The following is a 23,952-nucleotide window of genomic DNA, read 5'->3' on the forward strand; positions in this document are numbered from 1 at the left end:
CCGGCAAACGGTTCGGGCTTTACATGTGTTCAATTAATGTTTTCATATCGTCAGGCACCGGAGCGTGAAAAACGAGCGTTTTTCCGGTCATGGGGTGTACGAATGAAAGCCGCTCACTGTGAAGAGCCTGCCGCGCAATTCCCTCATTTTTTCCGCCGTACAGTGTATCACCGACTAACGGATGGCCGAGGTAGCTCATGTGCACTCGGATTTGATGCGTCCGCCCCGTTTCCAACCGCAGGGCTGCAAGCGTAAACGCATGTCCCGCTTTTTCCGTTTGAAAATGCGTCACCGCTCGTTGTCCCTCCGGCGTTACCATCCGCTCAATAATACTGTCGTGTTTTCTTCCGATGGGCGCGTCCACCGTTCCTTCCTTCTGCCGCATGATCCCGTGTACGACAGCGAGATACCGCCTGCTGACAAGCCCCTTTTTCTGCGCTGCCGACAAAAGAGAATGGGAAAGCCGATGTTTGGCGATGAGCATCGCCCCCGATGTATCCCTGTCAAGGCGGGTGACAAGATGAACCGTTGATTGCACACCGCTTTTTCGGTAGTGGCTGATCACTCCGTTAGCGATGCTCTCCGACGGGTGTTCTCTTGATGGAATTGAGGAGACATACGGCTGTTTATTGACCACAAGCACATGGTCATCTTCATAAAGAATATCAAGAGGAACCGGCTCAGGCAAAAGCGTTTCACTCACATGCTCCTTCGGAAATTCAATCTTAAGCACGTCTCCTTCCGCTAACACGGCGCGGACGGTTACATGCTCTCCGTTCACAAGCAGGTCTCCCCCGCCGAATTTAATGTCAGCGAGAAGCCGCTTTGAAATGCCGAGCTGCGCCGTATATTCTTTTACCGTCATGCCGGCTTCCCGGGCAGTCATGTTCTTTTGGATAAAAAAGTTGTCCAATCCGTTTCCTCTTTCTATTCGCCTTTTCCGATAAAGGAATCCTGCACCCTTTTCCAAAACGGAAAAGGACGGAATCTTGCAAATCTGACTTTTTCATTTGCCACACGGCATAGAATGGACTTGACATCCTTATGCAGCAAGGTTAAATGATCAATTGTGACTTGAAAGTCGACGTCGTTTCTCGGTTTGATGACACAGTTATGATGATCGGGAAGCAAAAGCGGCGAGCCGACAGTCCTGAACACTCTGTTGTTGATGGATGCCATTTCTGCAAGCTGAATCGCTCTGATGGAAGGGTGGATGATCGCGCCGCCTAACGCCTTATTATAAGCCGTGCTTCCGGAAGGCGTGGACAGACATAAACCGTCCCCCCTGAACGTTTCAAACAGCTGGCCTTTAATTTCCACGTCAGCGACGAGACTGCCTTCTATACTTTTGATCGTACATTCGTTCAAAGCCAGATACCGCTCCTCACGCTCTTCATCATGATAAGTGACAATCACCTCAAGAAGGGGATACTCCACGGTATGATACGGCGTTTTGGCAATGGCCAGAACGAGCTTTTCTATCTCCTGCGGAACCCAATCGGCATAAAAACCCAAATGCCCCGTGTGAACTCCGACAAACGCCGTTTTATCGAGACGGTCGCTGTACCTGTGAAATGCGTAAAGAAGCGTTCCGTCACCGCCGACGGAAATAACGATTTCCGGCTCTTTTTCATCCAAGGTCATATCAAAATCGAGTAAATACGCCTGTATTTTGCTTTTCAGTGTATCTGAAACCTCGTCTCCTTTTGAAGAAACGGCAAATTTCATGCCATTCCCCTCCTTTCCTACTGGTGGTCTCCCGCTTTTTTCTTTCGCGAGAACGCGGCTTGGGCTTCCTGGATTTCTCCGCGGATTTCTGACATTTCTTCATCGAGCCGGGATGCGGCTTCTGAGGCCCGCTGCAGCCTCAGCTTTACTTTTTCGGGAATGTTCCCGCTGTATTTGTAATTCAGTGAATGCTCAATGGTTGCCCAAAAGTTCATGGCAAGCGTCCGAATCTGTATTTCCACAAGAACGTGCTTTTCTCCGGACGTTGTTTGTAAAGGATATAAAACGACAAGGTGGTAAGACCGATATCCGCTTTCCTTATGCTCTGCTATGTAATCCCGCTTATCGACAACGGTAAAATCTTTTCTGGCAAACAGCATATTTTTGACGATCTGGATATCATCGACGAATTGGCACATAATACGCAGCCCCGCGATATCCTGCATCGTTTCAATCTGATGAAGCGGTATGCTTTTTCGTCTCGCTTTTTCAAGTATGCTCGCCACCGGCTTCACGCGGCCTGTCACAAACTCAATCGGTGAGTGGTCATCTTCATACTCATAAAGGGTTCTGACGCCTTTCAGCTTCACCTTTAATTCTTCAACAGCCTGGCGGTATGGCGCTAAAAATTGCTCCCATTGTTTGTCATCCATCGTACATCCCCCAATTCCGAACCTGTTCTAAAGAAATACGCTTTTCACTTTTTCTTCCATATCTCCGTAGTTTGCATTATCTTTAATATTTTCAAGAAGATAATCGAGTTCTTCATGCAGCCCTGAAAGTTCAACCGTTTTTCCGCCGGCCTCAAGGACCGCCGGTTTTCTTTGGTCTAAGGCTTCTTTCAGATCCGGCCAGATATGTTCTTTTATAATGACATATTCAAAAGAGTCAGCTGATTCAAGTATGTATACAAAAGCAAAGTGATCGGAATCAACAAGCATTTGACCTGAGGCTTTGCGTTCCGCTCCGCTTAAGTCCTCTCCGCACTTCAAGCGGAGCGCGTCTTCTGTTAATGATGCATTTTGGATTTCAATTCTCTTTTGCATAATGTTCTCCTTTTTTAACAAAGTACAGCATTTATTTTATCATATCAAGGTCGATATTGATAAACGTAACCTCTAAAGAGATAATGGGAATTATACAATTTTTCGTCCTGAAAGGAAGACTGTCATGACCCAAGAAATAGAAATTGAATTCAAAAACCTGCTGACAAAATCAGAATTTCTGAAGCTGAGTGAAGCACTCTGCATGAAAGAACATGATTTTAAACAGCAGGTCAATCATTATTTCGACACGAAAGATTTTTCCCTGAAACAAAAAAAATCAGCACTCCGCATCCGAGAAAAAGACGGCGCGTTCGTTCTGACGTTAAAAGAGCCTGCCGCGGTCGGTCTGCTGGAAACCCACCAAGAGCTTGCGGCACCTGATCTTGACGTCTTCAAGATTCCGGAAGGCCCCGTCAAACGTCAGCTGGAAGGTCTCGGAATCAACTCAGAACACATTTGCTATTTCGGAACGCTGTCGACCGCACGCGCGGAAAAAGAATCAGAAAAAGGCTTAATCATTTTAGATCACAGCCGATATTTAGAGAAAGAAGACTTTGAATTGGAATTCGAAGCTGCTGACTGGGATGAAGGAAAACGGGCGTTTGAACAATTGCTCAAGCAATTCGGCATCCCAGAGCGGATCACGAAAAATAAAATCCAGCGTTTTTATGAACAGAAACAAAAAAAGGTGGAATGACACAGTGAATATCACGAATTGGGCGGCCCTTCTCCAGCTGCAATCAATGGCGCTGCAATCAATCTCTCATACAAGCACGGCTTCAGGCGGACAATCTTCAGAAAGCCCGCTTGCAAATTTCAGCGCGCTTCTCAGCCAGTATACGGACACAGCCGTCCGGCAGCAGCCGGAATCAGGAATTTTAAACGGTGTGCGGACCGCTCACGCTTCATATTCACCGAGAATTCCCGTTTCATCCGGCTCCGCGGCTGCTTCACAGACCGCTTCCCCGGGCATAAAGTCTCCGGATGCGGCTTCTGATATCAGCACCGGAAACTTTTCAATAGACAGCGCCATTCAGAAAGCGGCCGAAAAATACGGAGTGGACGAAAAGCTGATCCGCGCGGTTATTAAACAGGAATCAGGCTTTAATCCGAAAGCGGTCAGCGGTGCGGGGGCAATGGGATTGATGCAGCTCATGCCTTCCACGGCAGAATCACTCGGGGTGTCAAACCCGCTTGATCCCGTCCAGAACGCTGAGGGCGGCACAAAGTACTTAAAGCAGATGCTCACGAAATACGACGGAAATGTATCTCTGGCGTTAGCCGCCTACAACGCAGGCCCCGGCAACGTAGATCGGTACGGGGGCATTCCGCCGTTTAAGGAAACACAGCAATATGTCAAAAACATAACCAAACAGTATTACGCGTAAACCAGAGAGGCTTCCTTCGCCCTCTGGTTTTTTTGCGGAGTGAAATCTTACACATGAATGAAGGCGATGTGATATGATATGAAATACAAGCGCCTGACAGAAAGGCACTTTGTTTGTAGAAATAAAATGTTATTGCTAAAATATACAGTAACTGAAGATAGTAAAACTGAAAGATAAATTCGCAATGGGAATTATGATTCCTATTAGCCATATAAAGGAGTAGTCAACATGGGACAATCGTTTAACGCACCATATGAAGCGATTGGAGAGGAACTTCTATCGCAACTTGTTGATACTTTTTATGAGCGTGTCTCGTCTCATCCCTTGCTGAAGCCGATATTTCCAAGTGATTTGACTGAAACGGCCAGAAAACAAAAGCAATTTTTAACCCAGTATTTGGGCGGACCTCCTCTTTATACTGAAGAGCACGGACATCCCATGCTCAGGGCAAGGCATCTCCCCTTTCCGATTACGGACGAGAGGGCTGATGCGTGGCTAAGCTGTATGAGCAAAGCGATGGATCAGGTCGGGCTGGAGGGCGATATTCGTGAATTTCTGTACGGGCGTCTGGAACTGACGGCCAGGCATATGGTAAACCAGTCAGAAGCGGAGGATCGATCATATTGACGAATTATCAGCATGAGCAATACTTCGCCCATTGCCACGGACATCCAAAAAAACCGCTCGAAATTTACATGTTTGTCGACCCTTTATGTCCTGAATGCTGGTCGCTGGAGCCCGTCATAAAAAAATTAAAAATCAAATACGGACGTTTTTTTACGCTGCGGATCATTGTTTCCGCGAGTATTACATCGCTGAATAAGCAAAAGCGGAAAAAACACCTTCTTGCCGAAGCTTGGGAAAAAATTGCGAACCGTTCCGGGATGCCCTGTGACGGAAGCCTTTGGCTTGAGCAGGATCAGCCTCTTTCATCGCCCTACCTTGCCGCACTTGCTTTAAAAGCGGCCGAACTGCAGGGAAGAAAAGCGGGCATTCTGTTTCTCCGCAGCATGCAGGAAAGCCTGTTTGTTTCCAAGCAGAATATTACGGATGAAGACGTTCTTTTAGAGATTGCCGAAAAGACGAAATTGGATGTTGAAGAATTCAAGCGCGACCTCCATTCGCAAAGCGCGGTAAAAGCGCTTCAGTGCGATATGAAAATCGCGGCGGAAATGGACGTCACCGTCAACCCGACATTGACGTTCTTTAACAGCCTGCATGATGATGAAGGGCTGAAGGTTCCCGGCAACTATTCTTATGACGTATACGAAGAGATCTTATTCGAAATGCTCGGGGATGAACCGAAGCCTTCTGAAACGCCGCCTTTGGAATGTTTCATTGAATATTTCCGGTTTGTCGCATCGAAAGAAATCGCACTCGTTTATGATTTGAGTCTAGAAGAAGTTGAAAAAGAAATGAAAAAACTGGCATTCGCCAAAAAGGTCGCCAGAGTGGAAGCAAAGCACGGTCTGTTTTGGAAATCTCTGGCCGGCACTCAGGAGGATGTCACCTGTTGTGATCATTAAAAAAAGCTGATTCCTTACGGAGCCGGCTTTTTTTGTGCAAATAAAGAAACCGCGCCGGGATAAGCGCGGTTTCATATGTCTTAACGACAACAAAGGGGATGGGAGAAATTTTTCACGGTCAAACAAAGGGGTAATGTTTGTTTGTGATCAATTTCACATCCTTATCATATCAAATCTTGTCGAGTTTTGACAAGCCATAAGATTAATGTTCATATTTTTGTCACAAAACATAACTGACTGCTTGTTTTCATAGAATATATCAATCATAAACAAGGAGGGAAATCAATGCTCCGCACCGTATTGATCATCGGAATGATTGTGTTTTTCTTCTTTTTAAACCTGCTGGCCATGATGCACATGCTGCCGATTTACATTACATCTCCCCTGCTGTTTCTGTCCATATTGTTTGCCCTGTATCGGCTGAATCACAGAAAAACGTTTAAAGGGTTTTAAAAAAAGCCTGCGCATCTTATGCACAGGCTTTTTTGAACTACGAAGGGTTCACTTTCGAAAGAAGCTCTTCCATCTCGTTCAGTTTCTCTTCAAACATTTTGCAGGCCGCCTCGATCGGTTCAGGCGATGTCATATCGACTCCCGCTTTTTTCAGTATGTCGATCGGATATTCCGAGCTTCCCGCTTTTAAGAATTCGGTATAGCGCTCCACCGCAGGCTTGCCTTCTTTTAAGATCTGGCTGCTCAGCGCTTGGGCCGCACTGTAGCCTGTCGCATATTGATACACATAATAATTGTAATAGAAATGCGGAATTCTTGACCATTCCAGACTGATTTCTTTATCAATCACCATGTTGTCACCGAAATACTTTTTATTCAGATCATAATAAAGTTCGTTCAGCAGTTCAGGCGTTAGCGGCTCGCCTTCCTGTGCTTTCGTATGAATCAGATGCTCAAATTCAGCGAACATCGTCTGTCTGAACACTGTGCCTCTGAATCCTTCAAGCATATGGTTGAGCAGGTACAGACGCTGTTTTTCATCCTTTAAGCTGTTCAGCATATATTCACCGAGCAGCGCTTCATTAGTCGTTGAAGCAACTTCAGCGACAAAAATGCTGTAGTTACCGTACGGATACGGCTGATATTTTCTCGTATAGTAGCTGTGCACGGAATGGCCGAACTCGTGAACGAGCGTAAACAGATTATTGACATTGTCATGCCAGTTCATCAAGATGTACGGATTCGTGCCGTATGTACCGGACGAATAAGCACCGCTGCGTTTTCCTTTATTTTCGTATATATCGACCCAGCGGTTTTCAAGTCCTTCTTTTAAAATAGACGCGTATTCCTCGCCCAGCGGAGCAAGTCCTTTGAGCATATACTCTTTCGCTTCCTCATATGTGACCTTCATTCCCGAATCTTTTACAAGCGGTGTGTAAAGGTCATAAATATGGACTTCATCAAGGCCGAGAACCTTTTTCCGCAGGTCAATGTAACGGTGTAATAACGGAAGATGTTTATTGATCGTTTTAATAAGGTTATCGTAAACTTCTTCAGGGATGCTGTTATTGGATAAAGCCGCTTCCCGTGCTGATTTATACTTTTTCACACGGGCGTAAAAATTATCTTTTTTCACAGTGCCGCTGAGTGTAGTCGCCATCGTGTTTTTATACTGTCCGTATGTTTTATATACGGCTTCAAATGCGTTTTTGCGGACTTCACGATTGCTGCTTTCCAGGAAATTAATAAAGTTGCCGTGTGTGATTTGAGTTTCCTTGCCGTTTTCATCTTTAATCGACGGAAACGTAATATCGGCGTTATTTAAAACACTGAATGTATTGGAAGGCGACGACAGCGCTTCTGAGGCTTCCGCAAGCAGGGCCTCTTCTTGTTCGCTCAGCACGTGCGGACGCTGTTTTGTAATTTCTTCAATTGCATGGGAGTAAAGTTTAAGCTCCTCTTTTTCCAGAATAAACTGGTGCAGCTTGTCCTCCTGAATCGCCAGAATTTCCGGTTCAATGTAAGCAGTCGCGCTGGCAGCCTGGGAATACAGGCTTGCGGCTTTGTCGTTCAGCCCTTGGTAGAAAGAATTTCCCGTATCCTGGTCTGAGCGCATATGCGCGTATGCATAAAGTTTCCCAAGGCGGTTCGTCACTTCATCCTGTGCCGTAAGCGCCGCGTATAAATTATCAGCCGAATGAGCAAGCGTGCCTTTAAAAGAAGATAAATTCGGGATTAATTCTTTAACTGCTTGAAATTCTTTATTCCAGGCCTCATCACTAGGAAAAATATCCTCTAGTCTCCATGTATGCTCTGCCTTTACTTCACTTCTGTCAGGCAGCTGTGCTGCTTTATTTTCCTCAGTCATGGTGATCCCCCTCGTTTTCTTTACTTCAAGCCAATTGAAAAAACGATTGTTTCTCCAAAAACTTGTGTTGTGATTATCTTCCGGCTTTTCACTGCCTTTTGTCAAATCATATGCGGCATATAAGACCGAGCATACCAATAATACAGTGAAAAAACGAAAACAAACTGCTTGTACGCCCCTCACATTCGCCACCACCTTGACGTTAGGGTGAACGAAATGAAGCATTCTCATTCCCCAAAAAAGAGCAGATCCCGCCGGCGCAGCTCTTCTGCCGTTTGAGGGAGCTTCCGTTGAGATGAGGGCATATATACTTCATTCTCAATTTCCCTTAAAAAATCCTGCAAGCATAAGAAATCAGCATATTGTTTTACCGCCATTCTGATAAGGCTATTTTGGGAACCATACCGCATCCGAATCTCCTTACGCCTGATTTTTTGCCGCAAATCATGAACCATGCCGGATAATCGGATCGGCGCGCCTTTTTTAGAAAGTTCCGCAAGCCGCAAGTATAAATGGCTCTGCCACACAAAAACGGGACTTGCAAACACAAAGCCCGATGAAACGGGAATAAACACTTCAGAGGGGAGAAACGGAAATGCAACCTGATGTCTTTCGTAAAAAAGACGCCGGATAAGACCGGCATCTTCAGATAAAAACCGCCTGCTTTTGTTTCGGAAGCCGGCTACGGCACGTCCCCACGAGGGAAGTCTGACGCTGTGCCGCCCTTCCGGATGACAGATGTCTTTCAGGTTTGCTTTGTGAAGAGGGATTGTAATTAAGCCGGCATAAGAATAGCCGGTGTAAAACGGAGTGATGGAATGCAGCCTGTAAAAGGAGCGGGCGTCGGGGCAGTAAAACAGTAAGGAGGAAAATGAATGGACTTCAAAGAACTGCCAGTGAAAAGCAGAAAGCCGGAAAAATTGCGCGGCCATCCGTTTTAACCGTTTTGCTCCGATGATCCAGACCGGCCGGTACCCGGCGTTTTTCAGGCCTGCCGTCCGGCTCTTTAAAGAGTCCGCCGAAAGGTTCGCACATTGAAATTCAAAAGCCAGCCTCTCTTCTCCGCTTTCCGCCGTCAAGTCAGGCCGCTGTCCAGCGGAAGTCAGATACGGTTCCAGGCTGACGCTGCACCCTTGTGTCTTTAGCCAGAGAAAAAGCTGCCTTTTTCCTTCCAGATGGTATTCGCTTTCAGGTTCGGATTCCCCCGGACACAGCCTGCTTTTTTTATGAGCGAAGTGCGGCAGTTTCTCCCGTCCCAGTTTGATATCAAGCTCACTTTTGCAAACGGGGCAGAACCAGCGTTTCTTTCTCAGCTCCGCCGTTTTTTCCTTTGAATAGCTTCCGGCCAGCTGAATGAGCCGTCCGTCGGCAGTCACAGCACTGAACATGTTGCATCTTCTCCTTTCCTGAATCTTGTTGTATTCAGCAGGGAGAAGATATAATCCTGTTTGCGGATGAGAGCCGTTATACGGTTTTCATCCGTTCATCCTGTCATTCAGAACAAAAAAAACCGATTTCTGCTGAGAGAAATCGGTTTGTTATGATGCAAAGTGTTTTTTTATTGTATATAACGCATGATCAGCGATCACCAATTTGCCGTATTCTTCAAGACGGTGAATGCTGACTGATGATTCGTGCGCGTACTCCAACAGGATGCTTAGCTGATTTTCAACCTCTTCATCAGTTTGCTCATAAAAATCTGCATATAAATAATATCGGTCTTCAAACGAATACAGGGTCGTTTTGATTCCGTTAAGATTCAATTTTGATAGCGAGATGAGATCCTCAAAATCATCGAACCGCAAAGTGAACTGAAGCTTTTGCTCCTTATCTTCCCGGCTCTCGGCCTGCTCTTCTTTCTGGAAATCATCAAGTAAAGCATCGAGATTTTCATCTGCCGGCTCTTGTTTTTTATCTTCCGGGATCGGCAGTTCGAGTTTTTGTCCGTCCTTGGAAAGCTGGGCTTTTGTTACGATTATTTCCAGTCCTTTGTCCAATGCCTGAACCTGAATCCAAAGAGGACCCTCGACAGCGAATTCCTCTTCATCATGCACTTCATCCATGACTTCCCAGAACAGTTCTTCACTGCGCTCGCGATTGTACCAGATTTCTTCTCTGTCAAAACCGCGATCTTCAATATCACCATAAGACATATAAAATTTTACAGTATGCTCATTAATTCTTTCTATTTCCATTTTGCCAACCTTCCCTTCTTTATAAGATGTTGAAGGGACATCTAAGCTCCCGATGAATAGTACTTTACTACACTTTACCCATTCCGTCCACATCTTAACCTTATAGAAGACAGCGCAAATTCTTTATATTTCTATTTTATGATAAAACAGTTATAAAAGAAATAAAAAAGCATTTTCACACCGAAAAACAGGCTTTCTCCCGGTTCCCATCATAAATAGCGCACTGCTTCATATATTAGCTGTACAAGCAATCGATCTATAAGCGAGGTGTTACCATGCCGCACGATTACCTGCTGTCCCTTCTGCTCATTATCGGAATTGACCTTATTCTCGGCGGTGACAATGCCGTCGTCATCGCGATGGCCAGCCGGAATCTGGCCCATAAACAAAGACAGCAAGCGATCATCTTCGGAACGTTTATCGCAGTCGTCTTGAGAATCGTTCTGACGAGCGCTGCGGTCTATTTATTGAATGTTCCTTTTTTGCAATGCGCAGGCGGGGTATTTTTATTGTATCTCGGCTATCAGCTTCTGATTGAGAAGAAAGATGCGCAGCATGTGAAAAGCAGTTCTTCTCTTTGGAAAGCCATCCGCACAATCGTTATGGCTGATATCTTTATGTCGCTTGACAATGTCATCGCAGTAGCCGGCGCTTCTCACGGTGAGCTGACACTTGTAGTGATCGGTCTCTTCATCTCGGTGCCGATTATCATTTGGGGCAGCAAGCTCGTTCATGCCGCCATGGACAAAATGCCTTTATTGATGTACGCCGGGAGCGGTCTTCTCGCATTTACCGGCGGTGAAATGATTGCCGGAGACAGCAAGCTGTCATTTTTCATGGCAGAACACGGCATTATACAAATGACGCTGCCGATTTTGACCGTCGTATTTGTTATCCTCGCCAGTATGATTTACCAGCAGACTGAAAAATAACAAAAAGCCCAAACCGCGATGGTTTTGGGCTTTTTCCATGCTTATCGTAAGCTTATATCAGTTGGCAAGACGCTGTGCTTCTCTTAATTGGAAAGAACGCACTTTTCTTGGCAGGAATCGTCTGATTTCATCTTCGTTATAGCCGACTTGCAGACGTTTTTCATCAATGATGATCGGACGGCGGAGCAGTCCCGGATGCTCATTGATCAAAGTATATAAGTCTTGAAGCGGCATAGATTCAACATTTACGTTCAGTTTCTGGAATACTTTAGAACGGGTAGAGATAATTTCATCCGTACCGTCTTCAGTCATACGCAGAATCTGCTTGATCTCATCAATTGATAACGGCTCGGAGAAAATGTTTCTCTCTACAAACGGAATCTCGTGCTCTTCAAGCCAAGCTCTTGCTTTTCTGCATGACGTACAGCTAGGTGATGTGTATAATGTAACCATTAATCTTCACTCCTCTAATTAGTAGGATGAACATGTTTGTATTCTCAAATTGAAATGACTTTAAAAAAGGAATCTTTATAGGTATTATACTATAAAAAAGTAAGTGTGAACAGTCTCCTGAGAAAAAAATGTGTCAATCCGGCAAATTTACGGCTGGCGGATGTTTCCCCATTCTCAATTAGCTCAGCTGATCGAAAATGTTTTTTCGTTTTTTCTCATCAATGACTTTGAGAACTTCATCCGTTTTTTCGTATGATTCTCCGTACCATTTTTCATCTTTATAAGTGTGAATGTTTTCATATGTCTGTTTCATTGCTTCAAACATTTCTTCTTCTGATTCCGTCTTAGGTGACCAGTACAGAATCTCCATTTTGTTCACTTCATTCGTAGCCAATGACCGGCGCCGATACCCGATTGACTGCGCGTGCTTGAAATGCTCTCTTTGATAAAAACGCAAGCGTTTCTGTGTATCCGTGTCATCCTCGTCAACAGGCTCCACCTCAAGCAGAATCGGCTTGTTTTTCTTTTTCAGCCTGCCGATCAGTTTGCTTCCGAGGCCTTGTCCTCTGGATTTCTTTGACACAAACAGGTAATCAATAAAGATGAAAGAGTCAAATTCCGCATACATCAGCACGTGGTACTGCCCCTCTTCTTTATGATAAACATCGCTTTGCTCCTTTAACAGAGCTTCCATATGCGCTTTTGATTTCATTTCTTCAATCGGAAAATATTCACTCAGCTTTTCGTACCAGTTCATTCATTTGCTCCTTATGGGTTCGTTGTCTTCACACTTTTAGATATACCCCATTTCCGATTGTTTAAACAATCTTACATCTATTAAGACGTGTGATCCTTTAACATGGTTTCAATTTTTTTAAAATGGTGTGTAATCGACGTTTTTGGTATAGCGGTTTGCCGCGTCCCACAATAAAAATTCGTCAATTCCTTCATCATGCAGCGCTTTAACCTGGTCTTCCACCTGGCGTTTTCCGTACTTTTGATAATTTCCGCTGCCGAGATATGATGCCGTGAAGTCCTGAAGCCACGGACGCGATACAGGCGGGTGTTTCAGCTTAGACAGTTTTTTATTTTCCACCTTCGCGTATTCTTTGACGACTTTGTAAGGCTCAAGATCCGGTTTATCAATGCCGAAATAGCTTGTCCAATGGCTCGGGTAAATCATGGATGAAATGACATCGACCTGTTCTGAAATTTTGCTGAAATTCTGGCCGATCCCAGGCGCTTCCGGCAGCGTGGCTGAATAGCCGAAAATATCAACCGACACATCCGCGCCGTACGGCTTGAGTTTTTTCTTCGCATAACCGACAAAATCGGTGACGGCGTGAACGCGTTTTTGCACATTGCTGTCTGCTGTTTTTCCGTAATCGCCGTGTCCGTATGTCAGTTCGTCATCACGTTTTTCAAATCCTTCAGGAAAACGGACATAATCAAACTGAATTTCTTGAAAACCCATCTTTACGGCTTGTTTTGCAATCTCTACATTGTAATCCCATACTTCTTTCATAAACGGATTGACGAACGATTCGCCGCGGCCGTTTTTCCAGACACTTCCGTTTTTTTCTTTAAAAGACCACTCCGGCTTTTTGTTCGCGAGTTCGCTGTCTTTAAATACGACAATACGCGCGATCGGATAGATCTTTTTTTCCTCCAGCTTTTTCATCATCTTTTTTGGGTCTTTGATGTACGGCTTGGCGATTTTGGCATACTCAGAATGGCCGTCCGGCTTAAAGGTGAGGTTTCCGTTGTCATCCTTGACATCAATCACCATTGTATTGAGCTCCGTTTTGTCCACAAAGTCTGTCAGCTCCCCGAATTTGCTTCCTCCCGCTGAATGCCCTGTGACGTAAATGCCCCGCACCTTATCAGGATGTGAAAAATGCAGCCCTGACGGATAAGCGAACCGTGCATTTGATTTCGGCAGTTCTTTTTCGGCCAGCGCTATTTTTACAAGCGGCTGCTCCTCTTTCGCAGCGGCGTGGGCCGGATAAGCGGCTGCACTGATAAACAGTCCCGCACAAATGGCGCACAAAATGGTTTTCATACTGATCTCCCCCTTTTTTTCCATTATAGAAAAACGGGAGCAGGCTTAATAAACTTGAATGTGCGCAAAAAAATCCTCCAAGACTGAGTCTTGGAGGATGATACGTTTATAGATAGGTTTTAAATTCAGCTTCTGTGCACATGACAAAATGTCCCGGTTTCACTTCTCTGAATTCCATTTTTTCTCCGTCTTGCAGCTGATGAACTGCCGGATCGTATTTCTTTCGCGTGCGATTTCTTTCATAGTCCGGATCAGGGAGCGGGATAGCGGACAGCAATGATTTCGTGTATGGGTGAAGCGGGTTTTCGTAAAGCTCATCCGCCGGCGCAAGCTCCACCAATTTTCCGAAATACATGACGCCGATGCGGTCGCTGATGTATTTGACCATTGATAAATCATGGGCGATAAACAGGTAAGTGAGCCCTTTTTCTTTCTGCAATTCTTTCATTAAATTGACGACTTGCGCCTGAATGGAGACGTCAAGCGCCGAAATCGGTTCGTCCGCGATGATAAACTCCGGATCAACCGCCAGCGCTCTGGCGATTCCGATACGCTGTCTCTGTCCGCCCGAAAATTCATGCGGGTAGCGGTTGGCGTGCTCTTTATTTAAACCGACCGTTTCCAGCAGTTCGTGAACCCGCTGCATCCGCTCTTTTTTCGTTTTTGCCAGGCGGTGAATATCTATTCCCTCGGCAATAATGTCGGCGACTGTCATTCTCGGATTTAAAGATGCGTACGGATCCTGGAAAATCATCTGCATTTTCCGGTTAAACTCCAGCAGCTTCTTGCGGGATTTTTTCCCGTGGACATTTTCCCCGTTAAAGAGAACTTCCCCGCCGGTTGCCTCATACAGCCGGATAATACTGCGGCCCGTCGTTGATTTACCGCAGCCCGATTCTCCGACAAGGCCGAGCGTTTCGCCTTTATAAATATCAAATGACAAATCATCTACGGCTTTTACCGTTCCTTTCTGCGTGAAAAAATGCTGTTTTAAGTGTTTGATTTCGAGAAGCTTCTCAGTCATTTTTTTCACCTTCCTTCATTAAAACAGGATGCTGATACGTATTCGGAAGCTGACGGATTTTAGCCTTCACCGCTTCAGGCGGCTCGACCTTAGGCGCATCAGGATGCAGAAGCCACGATTTCACAAAATGCGTATCAGACACTTTATACATCGGCGGTTCCTGTTCAAAGTCAATTTTCATCGCATATGAGCTGCGGAGCGCAAATGCATCCCCTTTCGGAGGATTCGTCAGATCAGGCGGCGTGCCCGGGATGGCCGTCAGTTTTTCCTGATCGGTGCTGTCCAGGCTAGGCATTGAGGCAAGCAGCCCCCACGTATACGGATGGCGCGGATCATAAAAGATTTCATCCACCGTGCCCGATTCGACGACCTGACCCGCGTACATGACAGCGACCCGGTCGGCGACATTGGCGACAACGCCGAGATCATGCGTGATAAAAATGATAGACGTATCAATTTTCTTTTGCAGATCTTTCATCAGCTCAAGGATCTGTGCCTGAATCGTCACATCAAGAGCTGTTGTCGGTTCATCGGCAATTAACAGTTTCGGATTTGCCGCAAGCGCCATCGCGATGACGACACGCTGTCTCATCCCGCCTGAAAATTCATGGGGGAATTGGCCGATCCGTTTTTCGGGCATCGGAATTCCGACGAGATCAAGCAGCTCTATGGCGCGCTTTTTCGCCGCTTCACTTGAGATTTTTTCATGTTTGAAAAGCACTTCCGTAATTTGTTTGCCGACTCTCATCGTCGGGTTCAGAGAGGTCATCGGATCTTGGAAAATCATTCCGATATCCTTTCCTCTGATGGCCTGCATTTCTTTTTCAGACATCGGCACGATATCGCGTCCGTCAAAAAGAATCTGTCCTCTTTTAAAGTAGCCCGGCGGCATCGGGATCAGCTTCATAATCGCTTGGGAGGTCACACTTTTTCCGGAACCCGACTCCCCCACGATCGCCAGCGTCTCTCCTTTATTCAAATGGAAATTCACGCCGCGGATTGCCTGTACCTCTCCGCCGTATGTTTTAAATGAAATGGCTAAGTCTTTTACTTCTAGCAAACGTGTCACTCATATCACTCCTTATTTGCGTAACTTAGGATCCAGCGCGTCTCTTAACCCGTCGCCGACAACGTTAAAGCCGAACATCGCCAGGCAGATAAAGCCGGCAGGGAAGAACAGACGCCAAGGGTAATAGGTTAATGCAGGCAATCCGTCTGAGGCCATCGTTCCCCAGCTCGCAAGCGGCGCAGGTACGCCGAGGCCCAAATAACTTAAAAACGCTTCTGTAAAAATCGCCGTCGGAACCGTCAGTGTCATCGTTACGAGGATAGAGCCCATCGCGTTCGGGACGATATGCTTAAACAAAAGCCGGCCGGTTTTGGCGCCGAGTGTCTGTGAAGCAAGCACATACTCCTGATTCTTTAATTGCAGCACCTGTCCGCGGACGATCCTCGCCATATTGATCCAGCCCGTGATCGTCATGGCGACGATAATGGTGAGCAATCCTTTCGGCAGAACAACCATCAGCAAAATAACCATTAATAATGAAGGAACAGCCCACAGAATGTCGGCGATGCGCATCATCACTTCATCTGTGCGTCCGCCGCGGAATCCGGAAATGCTGCCCCAGATTACGCCGATTAATAAATCAAGCACGGCAGCTGCGACACCGATAAAGATGGAAATCCGCGCGCCCACCCATGTCCGGACGAATATATCCCTTCCAAGGTCATCCGTGCCGAACCAATGATCTTTCGACGGCGCTTTATCCGCATTTAATAGATTGGTAGTGGCATAATCATACCTTGAAAAGACAGGCGCTAAAATCGCCATCAGAATAATAAGAACGATCAGTACGAACCCGACCATCGCAAGCTTATTGCTGCGGAAGCGGAGCATGGCGTCTTTCCAGAGGGAAAGGCTTTTTTTATTTATTTTTTCGGCATCGCCGGCATTAGCTGAAGCTGGTTCAAACATATTTTTAGGAATGTTCTGCATGGTCTAGGCTCCTTTCTTTGCTTTGGAAAGCTTGATTCTCGGATCGATTAATCCGTACAGCACGTCTACAATTAATACGCATAAAAGCAGGAGCACGCTGAAGAACACGGTAACTCCCATAATGACCGTATAATCACGGTTTGTAATGCTGTTTACAAAATGCGCGCCTAAACCGGGAATTCCGAAAATGGATTCAATGATGAAACTTCCCGTTAAAATGGATGCCGCCATCGGCCCCATATATGTCACGACCGGCAAAAGCGCGTTTCGAAGCGCATGGCGCACGGTGACTGACGGACGGGAAAGTCCTTTAGCTTTTGCAGTCCGTATGTAATCGCTGTTTAACACTTCAATCATGCTTGAACGGGAGAGTCTGGCAATGAACGCCATCGGCATGGAAGCGAGCGCAATAGAGGGCAGAAAGGTGTATGCCCAGGATTCCCACCCTGCGACCGGGAACAGTTCTAATTTAATTGAGAAAATATATTGCAAAATCGTCGCCAATATAAAGCTCGGAACTGAGATCCCAAAGATCGTTAAAATCGCAATGGTATAATCCTGCCATTTATTATGGTACAGGGCAGCAAGCACCCCGAAAAGCACGCCGAACGCTAAAGCGAGGAGAATAGCTTCTGCACCGAGAGTGAATGAGACGGGGAAGCCTGAATTGATTAAATCATTAACACTTTGGCCTTTATATTTAAAAGAAGGTCCGAAGTCCCACATCGCCACAGATTTTAAGTAGCTGACATATTGAACGAAAAGAGGCTTGTCCAGGCCATAGTGTTCGTTTAAGTTTGCCTCAATTTCAGGCGGCAGCTTTCTTTCGCCGGAAAATGGTCCGCCCGGCGCTGCCTGCATTAAGAAGAATGTGGCGGTCACAATCACAAACAGCGTGATGATCATGTAAATGAATCGTTTACCGATATATTTCAGCAAGGTGAACACCTCCATGTTTTTTACAATTTTATACTTAATCAGTAAGAAAGGTATATGGGGACATCCTCCCCATATACCTTGGGTCTTTTGTTTTCAGAACCGTCTTTTATTCAAAAGAAGCGTTTCTGAAGTAAACTTCGCCTGTTCCTGTCAAGATCACATTTTTGAGGTTTTTATCCTGAACCCAAGGATCTGTATAGAAATAAACTGGCGCGACCGGCATTGCGTCCATAAAGATCTTTTCTGCTTTTTTCAGCTCTTCGATACGTTTATCCGGATCCGTTTCAAGCTGAGATTGGTTCAGCAGCTTTTTAAACTCAGGATCTTCCCATCCGGTATCATTGTTTCCGCCTTCTTTATCACGGAACAATTCTAGGAAGTTGATCGGATCGTTGAAATCGCCGAGCCAGCCCATACGCCCGATTTGGTAGTTCTGGCTGTGCAGCTTGTCGATGTAAACATTCCATTCGGAGTTATCAAGCTCAACTTTGACGCCCAAGTTCTTTTTCCACATTTCCTGTACGGCCTGCGCAATTTTTGCATGCGCGTCATCCGTATTGTAGGACAGTTTGATCGCCGGAAGGTCAGAGGCATTCTTGACGCCTAATTCCTTCAGTCCTTTATTTAAGAATTCTTTAGCTGATTTGACGTCATTGTCTTTGAAATAACCTTTTGTGTTATCCTTGAATCCCTTCATTGACGGCGGCACCGCAGCCATGGCCGGGATCTGTTCGCCCTGCGTTACATTTTTTACGATGGACGAGCGGTCGATCGCATAAGCAAGGGCTTTACGGATGTTAACATTGTTCAGCGGTTTCGCTTCTGTGTTGAATTTGTACCAATACACGCCTGCGATCGGTTCAACGTGAAGAGATCCGTCTTTTTTCAATGTCGGCAGAGATTCAGTCGGAAGCTGTCCGAGCGGCATTCCTGCCCAGTCAAGCTCACCGGCCTGGAATTTTTTCAGTTCGGTGTTGTTATTGTTAATCATCACCATGTTGATTTTCTTCAATTTCACAGCGTCTTTATCCCAATATTGATCGTTCTTTTCGAGCGTGATGGAACCGCTGTGTTTCCAGGCCGTCATTTTGAACGGGCCGTTTGACACATAATTTTCGCCCGCGTTTGTGTTCCAGTTTTTATGTTTTTCCGCGATTTTCTTGTTGATCGGCATATACGTATAGAATGAAGTTAATTGCGTGAAATAAGGTGTCGGGTTATTCAGTTCAACCTTTAATGTTTTGTCATTTACGGCTTTTACGCCTACATCATCAATCTTGCCTTTTCCTGTATTGGCAGCTTCAGCGCCTTTGATATAGTAGAGCTGATAAGCGTATTGTGATTCGTTGTTCGGGTCAAGCGCCCATTTCCATGCATATTCAAAATCCTGCGCCGTCACAGGGTCGCCGTTAGACCATTTCGCACCGTCACGAATCGTAAATGTATAGGTCTTTCCGTCTTTGCTTGTTTCAATTTTAGATGCCATTCCTTCTTCAGGCTCACCTTTGGAGTTTACGCGTGTCAATCCTTCAAAAGTCTGTCGGATTACGCCTCCTGACACGGAATCATTCGCTAAACCCGGATGCAGTGAGAACGGCTCGGTTTTAATATTGATATTAAGTGAAGTCTGTCCTTTGGTGTCTTTTTTACCGCCGCCTGATCCGCCGCTGAATCCGCCGCACGCACTTAATACAAGCGAGAAGATAAGCATCAAACCTACAATAGACCAACGCTTTTTCATGCACTAACCCCCTAATCAAATTTTTCAGCCTTTACTACTAAATACTCAGAAATATCAGACAAAATAACTTAATATTTTTCTAAACTTTAATTGTGTTCCGTCTTTTCTGATTATTTTATGTAAAGAAGCTGTAACAATAGAGTGAACAAGTTCATTATAATGAAATGAATAATTTATTGCAATACTATTTTCTCAATTTAAAATATTTAAATTTGGTCAGTTTTTCTGTCAAAAAGGTGATACACTTCTATAGTTTAAAGCATGACCTAACTAAATTTTTTTATTGTAATTTCCAGTTCATATTGCTTTTTACATATAATATTCGTTATACGAAATGTTGATATGCGTTATCATTTAAGCATTTTCAGTTCTTTTTGAGGATTTCCACCCCTAAAGCAAACTGGAAATAAGCTTGTATTCCTCTGATGACATTTGGCTATAATTGATTTATAATAGATCAATCAAATACATTTGTTGTGATTGCGATGATGAAGAGTAGTACACATTTTCATCCGTTTGAAGAGAGTCTGCGGTGCTGGGAGCAGGTAACGGGCGATGTGGAATGGACTTCTGAGCAGCTGACCGAACGTTAGTAGGCCCAGCCGGAGCAGCCTCCGTTACCAACGTCTCGAGCGATTCCATTGTAATGGAATAATCAGGGTGGCACCACGGTTCATTCGTCCCTTTTTTCTACGGGAAGAATGGGCTTTTTTTATTATGTTTTAAGAAATGAGGTAAGAACTATGAAGAAAACGATTTTTTCTGGCATTCAGCCGAGCGGTTCCGTTACCCTCGGCAACTACATCGGCGCAATGAAGCAATTTGTTGATTTGCAGCATGACTACAACGGCTACTTCTGTATTGTCGATCAGCATGCGATTACGGTTCCGCAGGATCGGCTTGAGCTGCGGAAGAACATCCGCAATCTCGCGGCTCTTTACCTGGCCGTCGGACTTGATCCCGAGAAAGCGACCCTCTTTATCCAGTCGGAGGTTCCCGCTCATGCCCAGGCGGGGTGGATGCTCCAATGCGTCGCATATATCGGCGAGCTTGAGCGGATGACGCAATTTAAAGATAAGTCAAAGGGCAAAGAAGCCGTCGTGTCAGGACTGTTAACCTATCCGCCGCTGATGGCCGGCGATATTTTACTGTACGGAACGGATCTTGTTCCGGTCGGAGAAGATCAAAAACAGCATCTTGAACTGACCCGCAACCTGGCGGAACGCTTTAATAAAAAATACAATGACATCTTCACGATTCCTGAGGTGAAAATTCCTGAATCAGGCGCGCGCATCATGTCACTGGCTGATCCGCTCAAAAAAATGAGCAAATCAGATCCGAACCAAAAGGCATTCATCACGCTGCTTGATGAACCGAAGCAGCTCGAGAAGAAAATCAAGAGCGCCGTAACTGATTCTGAAGGCATTGTAAAGTATGATAAAGAAAACAAACCGGGCGTTTCTAATCTTTTGACGATCTATTCTATTTTAGGAAACACATCAATTGAAGAATTAGAAGCTAAATATGAAGGCAAAGGGTACGGTGAATTCAAAAGCGATTTAGCCGAAGTCGTTATCGGCGCATTGACACCGATCCAAGAGCGCTACCGTGAATTAATTGAGAGCGACGAACTTGACCGCATTCTCGACGAAGGGGCGGAGCGCGCAAACAAAACGGCCGGCAAAATGGTAAAGAAAATGGAAAACGCCATGGGTCTCGGACGGAAAAGAAGATAAAGAAAAGAGGCGGGAGAATCCCCGCCTCTTTTTTAGTTCACTTTTGATTCCTGTTCCATTTCCCAAAGCTTTTCGAAAAATGGCTGCCCTTTAATCAAATTTTCACAGAACGCAAGATGTTTATCTGACCAGCCTTCAATTGTTTCATTGTAAAGCATGTCCCAAATCTCTTCAAAGCTCATCCGTTTGATCTGCTCGTACATATGCGGATTCCACTCCGTGTACCAATACACAATTTCCGCACGGTTTTTCAGCCCTTTCAGCTGGTCGAGCGCCATAAACATCAGCTGCTTGATCTGCCGCTCTTTTCTCGTCAGCCCTCTGACGTGCTCCGGCGCCAATGACAAAATGTGATATTCCTTTGAAGACTCCAATTGCGCCGGCTTAAATTGAAACGATTCCGGTTCTACATCCTTTACCATTTCATAAACAAGCTGCTCCTGTCTCGGAATCAGGCGGCTCTTTCTGACCGGAATGGTATACCCGATCGTATCCACGGCAATGATGCCGATCCCGTCTGTCACGACAAAACAATACTCCAGCTTTGTCCGCTCATGATTTTTTCGCACGTATGACTTTTGGTGGACTTGGTCAAGCAGCTCTTTCGGAAGCTCTGATAAGTCGTTTTCTATGTAATGAAATAATACCGACGGCACTCTGAGCAGCGGCGTCTGATCCAAAAGTTCAACCGTGTCTTCCTTCCGCCATTCGTGAAAATGGCATACATTGTAGCCGTTTTCTTCCCCTTCAAACCAATTGACCCATACATCATGAAGAAATAACATATTCGACCCCTCACTTTATAAAAACTGTTGTCCACAGTATAGGCAAGGGATAGATAAATTATTCCATTTCAATATGAGATTTCCGCATTACGGAGCTGGATTTCCGACTGCATCGCAACAAAAAAATCTCCCGTTCCGTCCGGGAGATCATTTCACATTTTTCGGATCAAGCGCATCACGCAGCCCGTCTCCGACAAAGTTAAAGCACAATACGGTAAGAAGAATCAACAACCCTGGGAATAACGGGTACCACCAAGCCTGAATCATAAGCGTAAAGTTCTGTGCATCCTGAAGCATATTGCCCCAGCTTGCGATCGGCGGCTGAATCCCGAAACCGAGATAACTTAATGTAGATTCCGCCAAAATAACCGTTCCCACCTTTAATGTGGCTGAGACAATAATCGGTCCGAGCGCATTCGGCAATATATGAGAAAAGATGATGTGATGATTTTTTGTACCGATCGTCTTTGCAGCTAATACAAACTCTCTGGAACGAAGCGATAAAAACTCCCCTCGGACAAGACGTGCCGTTGTTGTCCAGCCTGTAAGGGAGAAAATTAAAATTAATTTATCCATTCCGGGCTGGAAAATCGTAACAAGTGTAATAAGCAAAAATATATCAGGTATGGATAATACGATATCAACGGTTCTCATGAGAACGGCATCGACAATCCCTTTAAAATATCCGGCAACGGCTCCGACAACTGTCCCGATTGTAATCGCGCCGATCACAGAAGCGAATCCGACAAGCAAGGAGACGCGCGCCCCGTACAGAACCCTCGTAAAGATGTCTCTTCCGAATTTATCAGTTCCCATTAGATGTTTTAAGCTCGGCGGCTTCAAACGATTGATAAGAGATTGACTCTCCGGAGAGTAAGGAGCGATTACCGAAGCGAATAAGGCTGACAAGATGATGATGGTTAATATAACGGCTCCGATTACAGCTAGTTTATTTTGAAAGAACTTTTCGAAAAAAATCTTCGTCATTGTTTCCGGTTTGGATTGAATATTTTCCTTTAATTTTACTTCGCTGGGGGGTGTGCCGGTATTTGGCTGTAACATTTGACCTCTCACCTCTCTTTGTTAATATTCAATGCGGGGATCAACCAGCGCATATAAGATGTCCGCAATTAAATTCCCCACCACAACCAAAACAGCTGAAATGACCGTCATGGCCATGATAACCGGATAATCCCGCGAAAAGGCTGAATCAATAAACAATTTACCGAGACCCGGCCAAGTAAAAATCTGTTCTACCACTACCGCTCCCCCGATAAATGACGGTATCATCAGACCAAAAATAGTGATGACAGGAAGAAGTCCGTTTCTCAAACCGTGTTTAAAAATTACTTTATTATCTCGGAATCCTTTCGCACGCGCCGTTCGTATATAATCCTGTTTTAACACATCAAGCATACTGGATCTTGTGTATCTCGTTATCCCTGCCATGTCTGCCGTAGCGAGCACAAAAGCAGGCAGAATCAAGTGATGCAATCGGTCAAATATGTTAAAGTCAGCATTCAAAGTGCTTACTCCGCCAGTGGGAAACCACCCCAGATTTACAGATAAAACCATGATTAAAATCAAACCGAACCAAAAATTCGGAATGGCAAGCCCTAAAAATGAAGTAACAGTTATCCCGTAATCCAATTTTGAATAAGGACGTTTCGCTGACAGAACACCAAATGGAATAGAAATAAGAAGAGCGACAAGGGTTGAGAAAAGCATAAGCACAATCGTATTCGGTAAGCGGGATAAGATAAGTTCAGAAACTGGAGTGCCTTTCTTGACGATAGAAGTCCCGAAATCCCCTTGCAGCATATTCCCCAGCCATTTCACATATTGAACAGGTTCCGGATCATTCAACCCGTATTTTTCAATGAATTTTGCCCTGTCCGCTTGACTGATTGTAGGGTCCATCATAAGTGACATCGGGTCTCCCGGCGCTGCTTTCATGATGGCAAACGACAAAATTGTAATGCCTAAGAGAATCGGCAAGGACATTAATGTTCGCCGTAAAATATATGTAACCATGTTCTTGTCCCCTTTTTAAATAGGATAAGAGAGGAAAGGAACCT

The 23,952-nt window shown here is 45.2% G+C and carries 25 protein-coding genes and 1 other annotated feature; of the genes, 7 read left to right on the forward strand and 18 right to left on the reverse strand.

Going from position 1 to position 23,952, the window contains the following annotated elements; all coding sequences use genetic code 11:
• Positions 1 to 19: 19 nt before the first annotated feature.
• From AC3WTF_RS06750 to AC3WTF_RS06765, 4 genes are read right to left on the reverse strand one after another with little or no spacing between them, the layout of a single operon-like run.
• Positions 20 to 913 (reverse strand): RluA family pseudouridine synthase, encoded by an 894-nt coding sequence (locus AC3WTF_RS06750; protein WP_032871192.1) that lies wholly within the window; start codon positions 911 to 913, stop codon positions 20 to 22.
• A 14-nt stretch (positions 914 to 927) separates the two neighbouring features.
• Positions 928 to 1,728, reverse strand: a complete 801-nt coding sequence (locus AC3WTF_RS06755; RefSeq protein ID WP_003155018.1) for an NAD kinase — start codon at positions 1,726 to 1,728, stop codon at positions 928 to 930.
• A gap of 17 nt (positions 1,729 to 1,745) precedes the next feature.
• The gene (gene yjbM / locus AC3WTF_RS06760) at positions 1,746 to 2,381 is read right to left on the reverse strand and encodes a GTP diphosphokinase (RefSeq protein ID WP_007610625.1); all 636 of its coding nucleotides are present in this window, start codon (positions 2,379 to 2,381) and stop codon (positions 1,746 to 1,748) included.
• Positions 2,382 to 2,408: 27 nt separating this feature from the next.
• Positions 2,409 to 2,774, reverse strand: coding sequence for a UPF0738 family protein (locus AC3WTF_RS06765; RefSeq protein WP_003155020.1), 366 nt, complete (start codon positions 2,772 to 2,774; stop codon positions 2,409 to 2,411).
• 124 nt (positions 2,775 to 2,898) lie between these two features.
• Here AC3WTF_RS06765 and AC3WTF_RS06770 point away from each other — a divergent pair, with 124 nt between their 5' ends.
• From AC3WTF_RS06770 to AC3WTF_RS06790, 5 genes are all read left to right on the forward strand, one after another.
• Entirely contained in the window at positions 2,899 to 3,471 is a 573-nt protein-coding gene (locus AC3WTF_RS06770) for a CYTH domain-containing protein (RefSeq protein WP_021494986.1), read from the forward strand.
• Positions 3,472 to 3,475: 4 nt separating this feature from the next.
• Positions 3,476 to 4,162 (forward strand): lytic transglycosylase domain-containing protein, encoded by a 687-nt coding sequence (locus AC3WTF_RS06775; RefSeq protein ID WP_007409105.1) that lies wholly within the window; start codon positions 3,476 to 3,478, stop codon positions 4,160 to 4,162.
• Between the two features lie 228 nt (positions 4,163 to 4,390).
• The gene (locus AC3WTF_RS06780; protein WP_003155023.1) at positions 4,391 to 4,789 is read left to right on the forward strand and encodes a globin domain-containing protein; all 399 of its coding nucleotides are present in this window, start codon (positions 4,391 to 4,393) and stop codon (positions 4,787 to 4,789) included.
• Positions 4,786 to 5,688, forward strand: a complete 903-nt coding sequence (gene spxH, locus AC3WTF_RS06785) for a protease adaptor protein SpxH (RefSeq protein WP_007409106.1) — start codon at positions 4,786 to 4,788, stop codon at positions 5,686 to 5,688. The genes AC3WTF_RS06780 and spxH overlap by 4 nt, the downstream gene beginning before the upstream one ends.
• A gap of 285 nt (positions 5,689 to 5,973) precedes the next feature.
• Entirely contained in the window at positions 5,974 to 6,141 is a 168-nt protein-coding gene (locus AC3WTF_RS06790; RefSeq protein ID WP_003155026.1) for a hypothetical protein, read from the forward strand.
• 37 nt (positions 6,142 to 6,178) lie between these two features.
• On the opposite strand, the gene pepF is transcribed toward AC3WTF_RS06790, so the two are convergent.
• From pepF to mecA, 3 genes are all read right to left on the reverse strand, one after another.
• Complete coding sequence (gene pepF / locus AC3WTF_RS06795; RefSeq protein WP_094031915.1) at positions 6,179 to 8,008, reverse strand: oligoendopeptidase F; 1,830 nt, start codon at positions 8,006 to 8,008, stop codon at positions 6,179 to 6,181.
• Between the two features lie 227 nt (positions 8,009 to 8,235).
• On the reverse strand, positions 8,236 to 9,396 hold the full coding sequence (locus AC3WTF_RS06800; RefSeq protein ID WP_047935598.1) for a competence protein CoiA family protein: 1,161 nt from the start codon (positions 9,394 to 9,396) through the stop codon (positions 8,236 to 8,238).
• A gap of 150 nt (positions 9,397 to 9,546) precedes the next feature.
• A complete protein-coding gene (gene mecA, locus AC3WTF_RS06805; RefSeq protein ID WP_003155032.1) occupies positions 9,547 to 10,203 on the reverse strand; it encodes an adaptor protein MecA in 657 nt (218 codons plus the stop codon).
• A gap of 275 nt (positions 10,204 to 10,478) precedes the next feature.
• Here mecA and AC3WTF_RS06810 point away from each other — a divergent pair, with 275 nt between their 5' ends.
• Positions 10,479 to 11,135, forward strand: a complete 657-nt coding sequence (locus tag AC3WTF_RS06810; RefSeq protein ID WP_007409109.1) for a TerC family protein — start codon at positions 10,479 to 10,481, stop codon at positions 11,133 to 11,135.
• Between the two features lie 57 nt (positions 11,136 to 11,192).
• On the opposite strand, the gene spx is transcribed toward AC3WTF_RS06810, so the two are convergent.
• The 8 genes from spx to AC3WTF_RS06850 all read right to left on the reverse strand — a co-directional run bounded on the left by spx (position 11,193) and on the right by AC3WTF_RS06850 (position 19,353).
• Positions 11,193 to 11,588 (reverse strand): transcriptional regulator Spx, encoded by a 396-nt coding sequence (gene spx / locus AC3WTF_RS06815; protein WP_003155034.1) that lies wholly within the window; start codon positions 11,586 to 11,588, stop codon positions 11,193 to 11,195.
• 178 nt (positions 11,589 to 11,766) lie between these two features.
• A complete protein-coding gene (locus AC3WTF_RS06820) occupies positions 11,767 to 12,345 on the reverse strand; it encodes a GNAT family N-acetyltransferase (protein ID WP_007409110.1) in 579 nt (192 codons plus the stop codon).
• 117 nt (positions 12,346 to 12,462) lie between these two features.
• The gene (locus AC3WTF_RS06825; RefSeq protein ID WP_079978554.1) at positions 12,463 to 13,650 is read right to left on the reverse strand and encodes a putative glycoside hydrolase; all 1,188 of its coding nucleotides are present in this window, start codon (positions 13,648 to 13,650) and stop codon (positions 12,463 to 12,465) included.
• 106 nt (positions 13,651 to 13,756) lie between these two features.
• Complete coding sequence (gene oppF, locus AC3WTF_RS06830) at positions 13,757 to 14,674, reverse strand: oligopeptide ABC transporter ATP-binding protein OppF (protein ID WP_020955632.1); 918 nt, start codon at positions 14,672 to 14,674, stop codon at positions 13,757 to 13,759.
• Positions 14,667 to 15,743 (reverse strand): ABC transporter ATP-binding protein, encoded by a 1,077-nt coding sequence (locus AC3WTF_RS06835; protein ID WP_003155039.1) that lies wholly within the window; start codon positions 15,741 to 15,743, stop codon positions 14,667 to 14,669. The genes oppF and AC3WTF_RS06835 overlap by 8 nt, the downstream gene beginning before the upstream one ends.
• Positions 15,744 to 15,755: 12 nt before the next feature.
• Entirely contained in the window at positions 15,756 to 16,673 is a 918-nt protein-coding gene (gene oppC / locus AC3WTF_RS06840; RefSeq protein WP_020955631.1) for an oligopeptide ABC transporter permease OppC, read from the reverse strand.
• A gap of 3 nt (positions 16,674 to 16,676) precedes the next feature.
• On the reverse strand, positions 16,677 to 17,612 hold the full coding sequence (locus AC3WTF_RS06845) for an ABC transporter permease (RefSeq protein ID WP_003155043.1): 936 nt from the start codon (positions 17,610 to 17,612) through the stop codon (positions 16,677 to 16,679).
• A gap of 106 nt (positions 17,613 to 17,718) precedes the next feature.
• Positions 17,719 to 19,353, reverse strand: coding sequence for a peptide ABC transporter substrate-binding protein (locus AC3WTF_RS06850; protein ID WP_492314219.1), 1,635 nt, complete (start codon positions 19,351 to 19,353; stop codon positions 17,719 to 17,721).
• Between the two features lie 476 nt (positions 19,354 to 19,829).
• Positions 19,830 to 20,041 (forward strand) — a binding site (T-box leader).
• A 55-nt stretch (positions 20,042 to 20,096) separates the two neighbouring features.
• Between AC3WTF_RS06850 and trpS the strand changes: the two genes are divergently transcribed.
• Positions 20,097 to 21,089, forward strand: coding sequence for a tryptophan--tRNA ligase (gene trpS / locus AC3WTF_RS06855; protein WP_136803428.1), 993 nt, complete (start codon positions 20,097 to 20,099; stop codon positions 21,087 to 21,089).
• A 32-nt stretch (positions 21,090 to 21,121) separates the two neighbouring features.
• Here trpS and AC3WTF_RS06860 read toward each other — a convergent pair whose 3' ends face one another.
• The 3 genes from AC3WTF_RS06860 to AC3WTF_RS06870 all read right to left on the reverse strand — a co-directional run bounded on the left by AC3WTF_RS06860 (position 21,122) and on the right by AC3WTF_RS06870 (position 23,908).
• A complete protein-coding gene (locus AC3WTF_RS06860) occupies positions 21,122 to 21,874 on the reverse strand; it encodes a YjbA family protein (RefSeq protein ID WP_047935595.1) in 753 nt (250 codons plus the stop codon).
• 147 nt (positions 21,875 to 22,021) lie between these two features.
• Positions 22,022 to 22,936: an oligopeptide ABC transporter permease gene (opp4C, locus tag AC3WTF_RS06865; protein WP_007409117.1), complete on the reverse strand. Its 915-nt coding sequence runs from the start codon at positions 22,934 to 22,936 to the stop codon at positions 22,022 to 22,024.
• Between the two features lie 21 nt (positions 22,937 to 22,957).
• Positions 22,958 to 23,908: an ABC transporter permease gene (locus AC3WTF_RS06870; RefSeq protein WP_003155051.1), complete on the reverse strand. Its 951-nt coding sequence runs from the start codon at positions 23,906 to 23,908 to the stop codon at positions 22,958 to 22,960.
• Between the last annotated feature and the right edge of the window lie 44 nt (positions 23,909 to 23,952).

It is taken from the genome of Bacillus sp. EB106-06-01-XG163 (genome assembly GCF_058791615.1).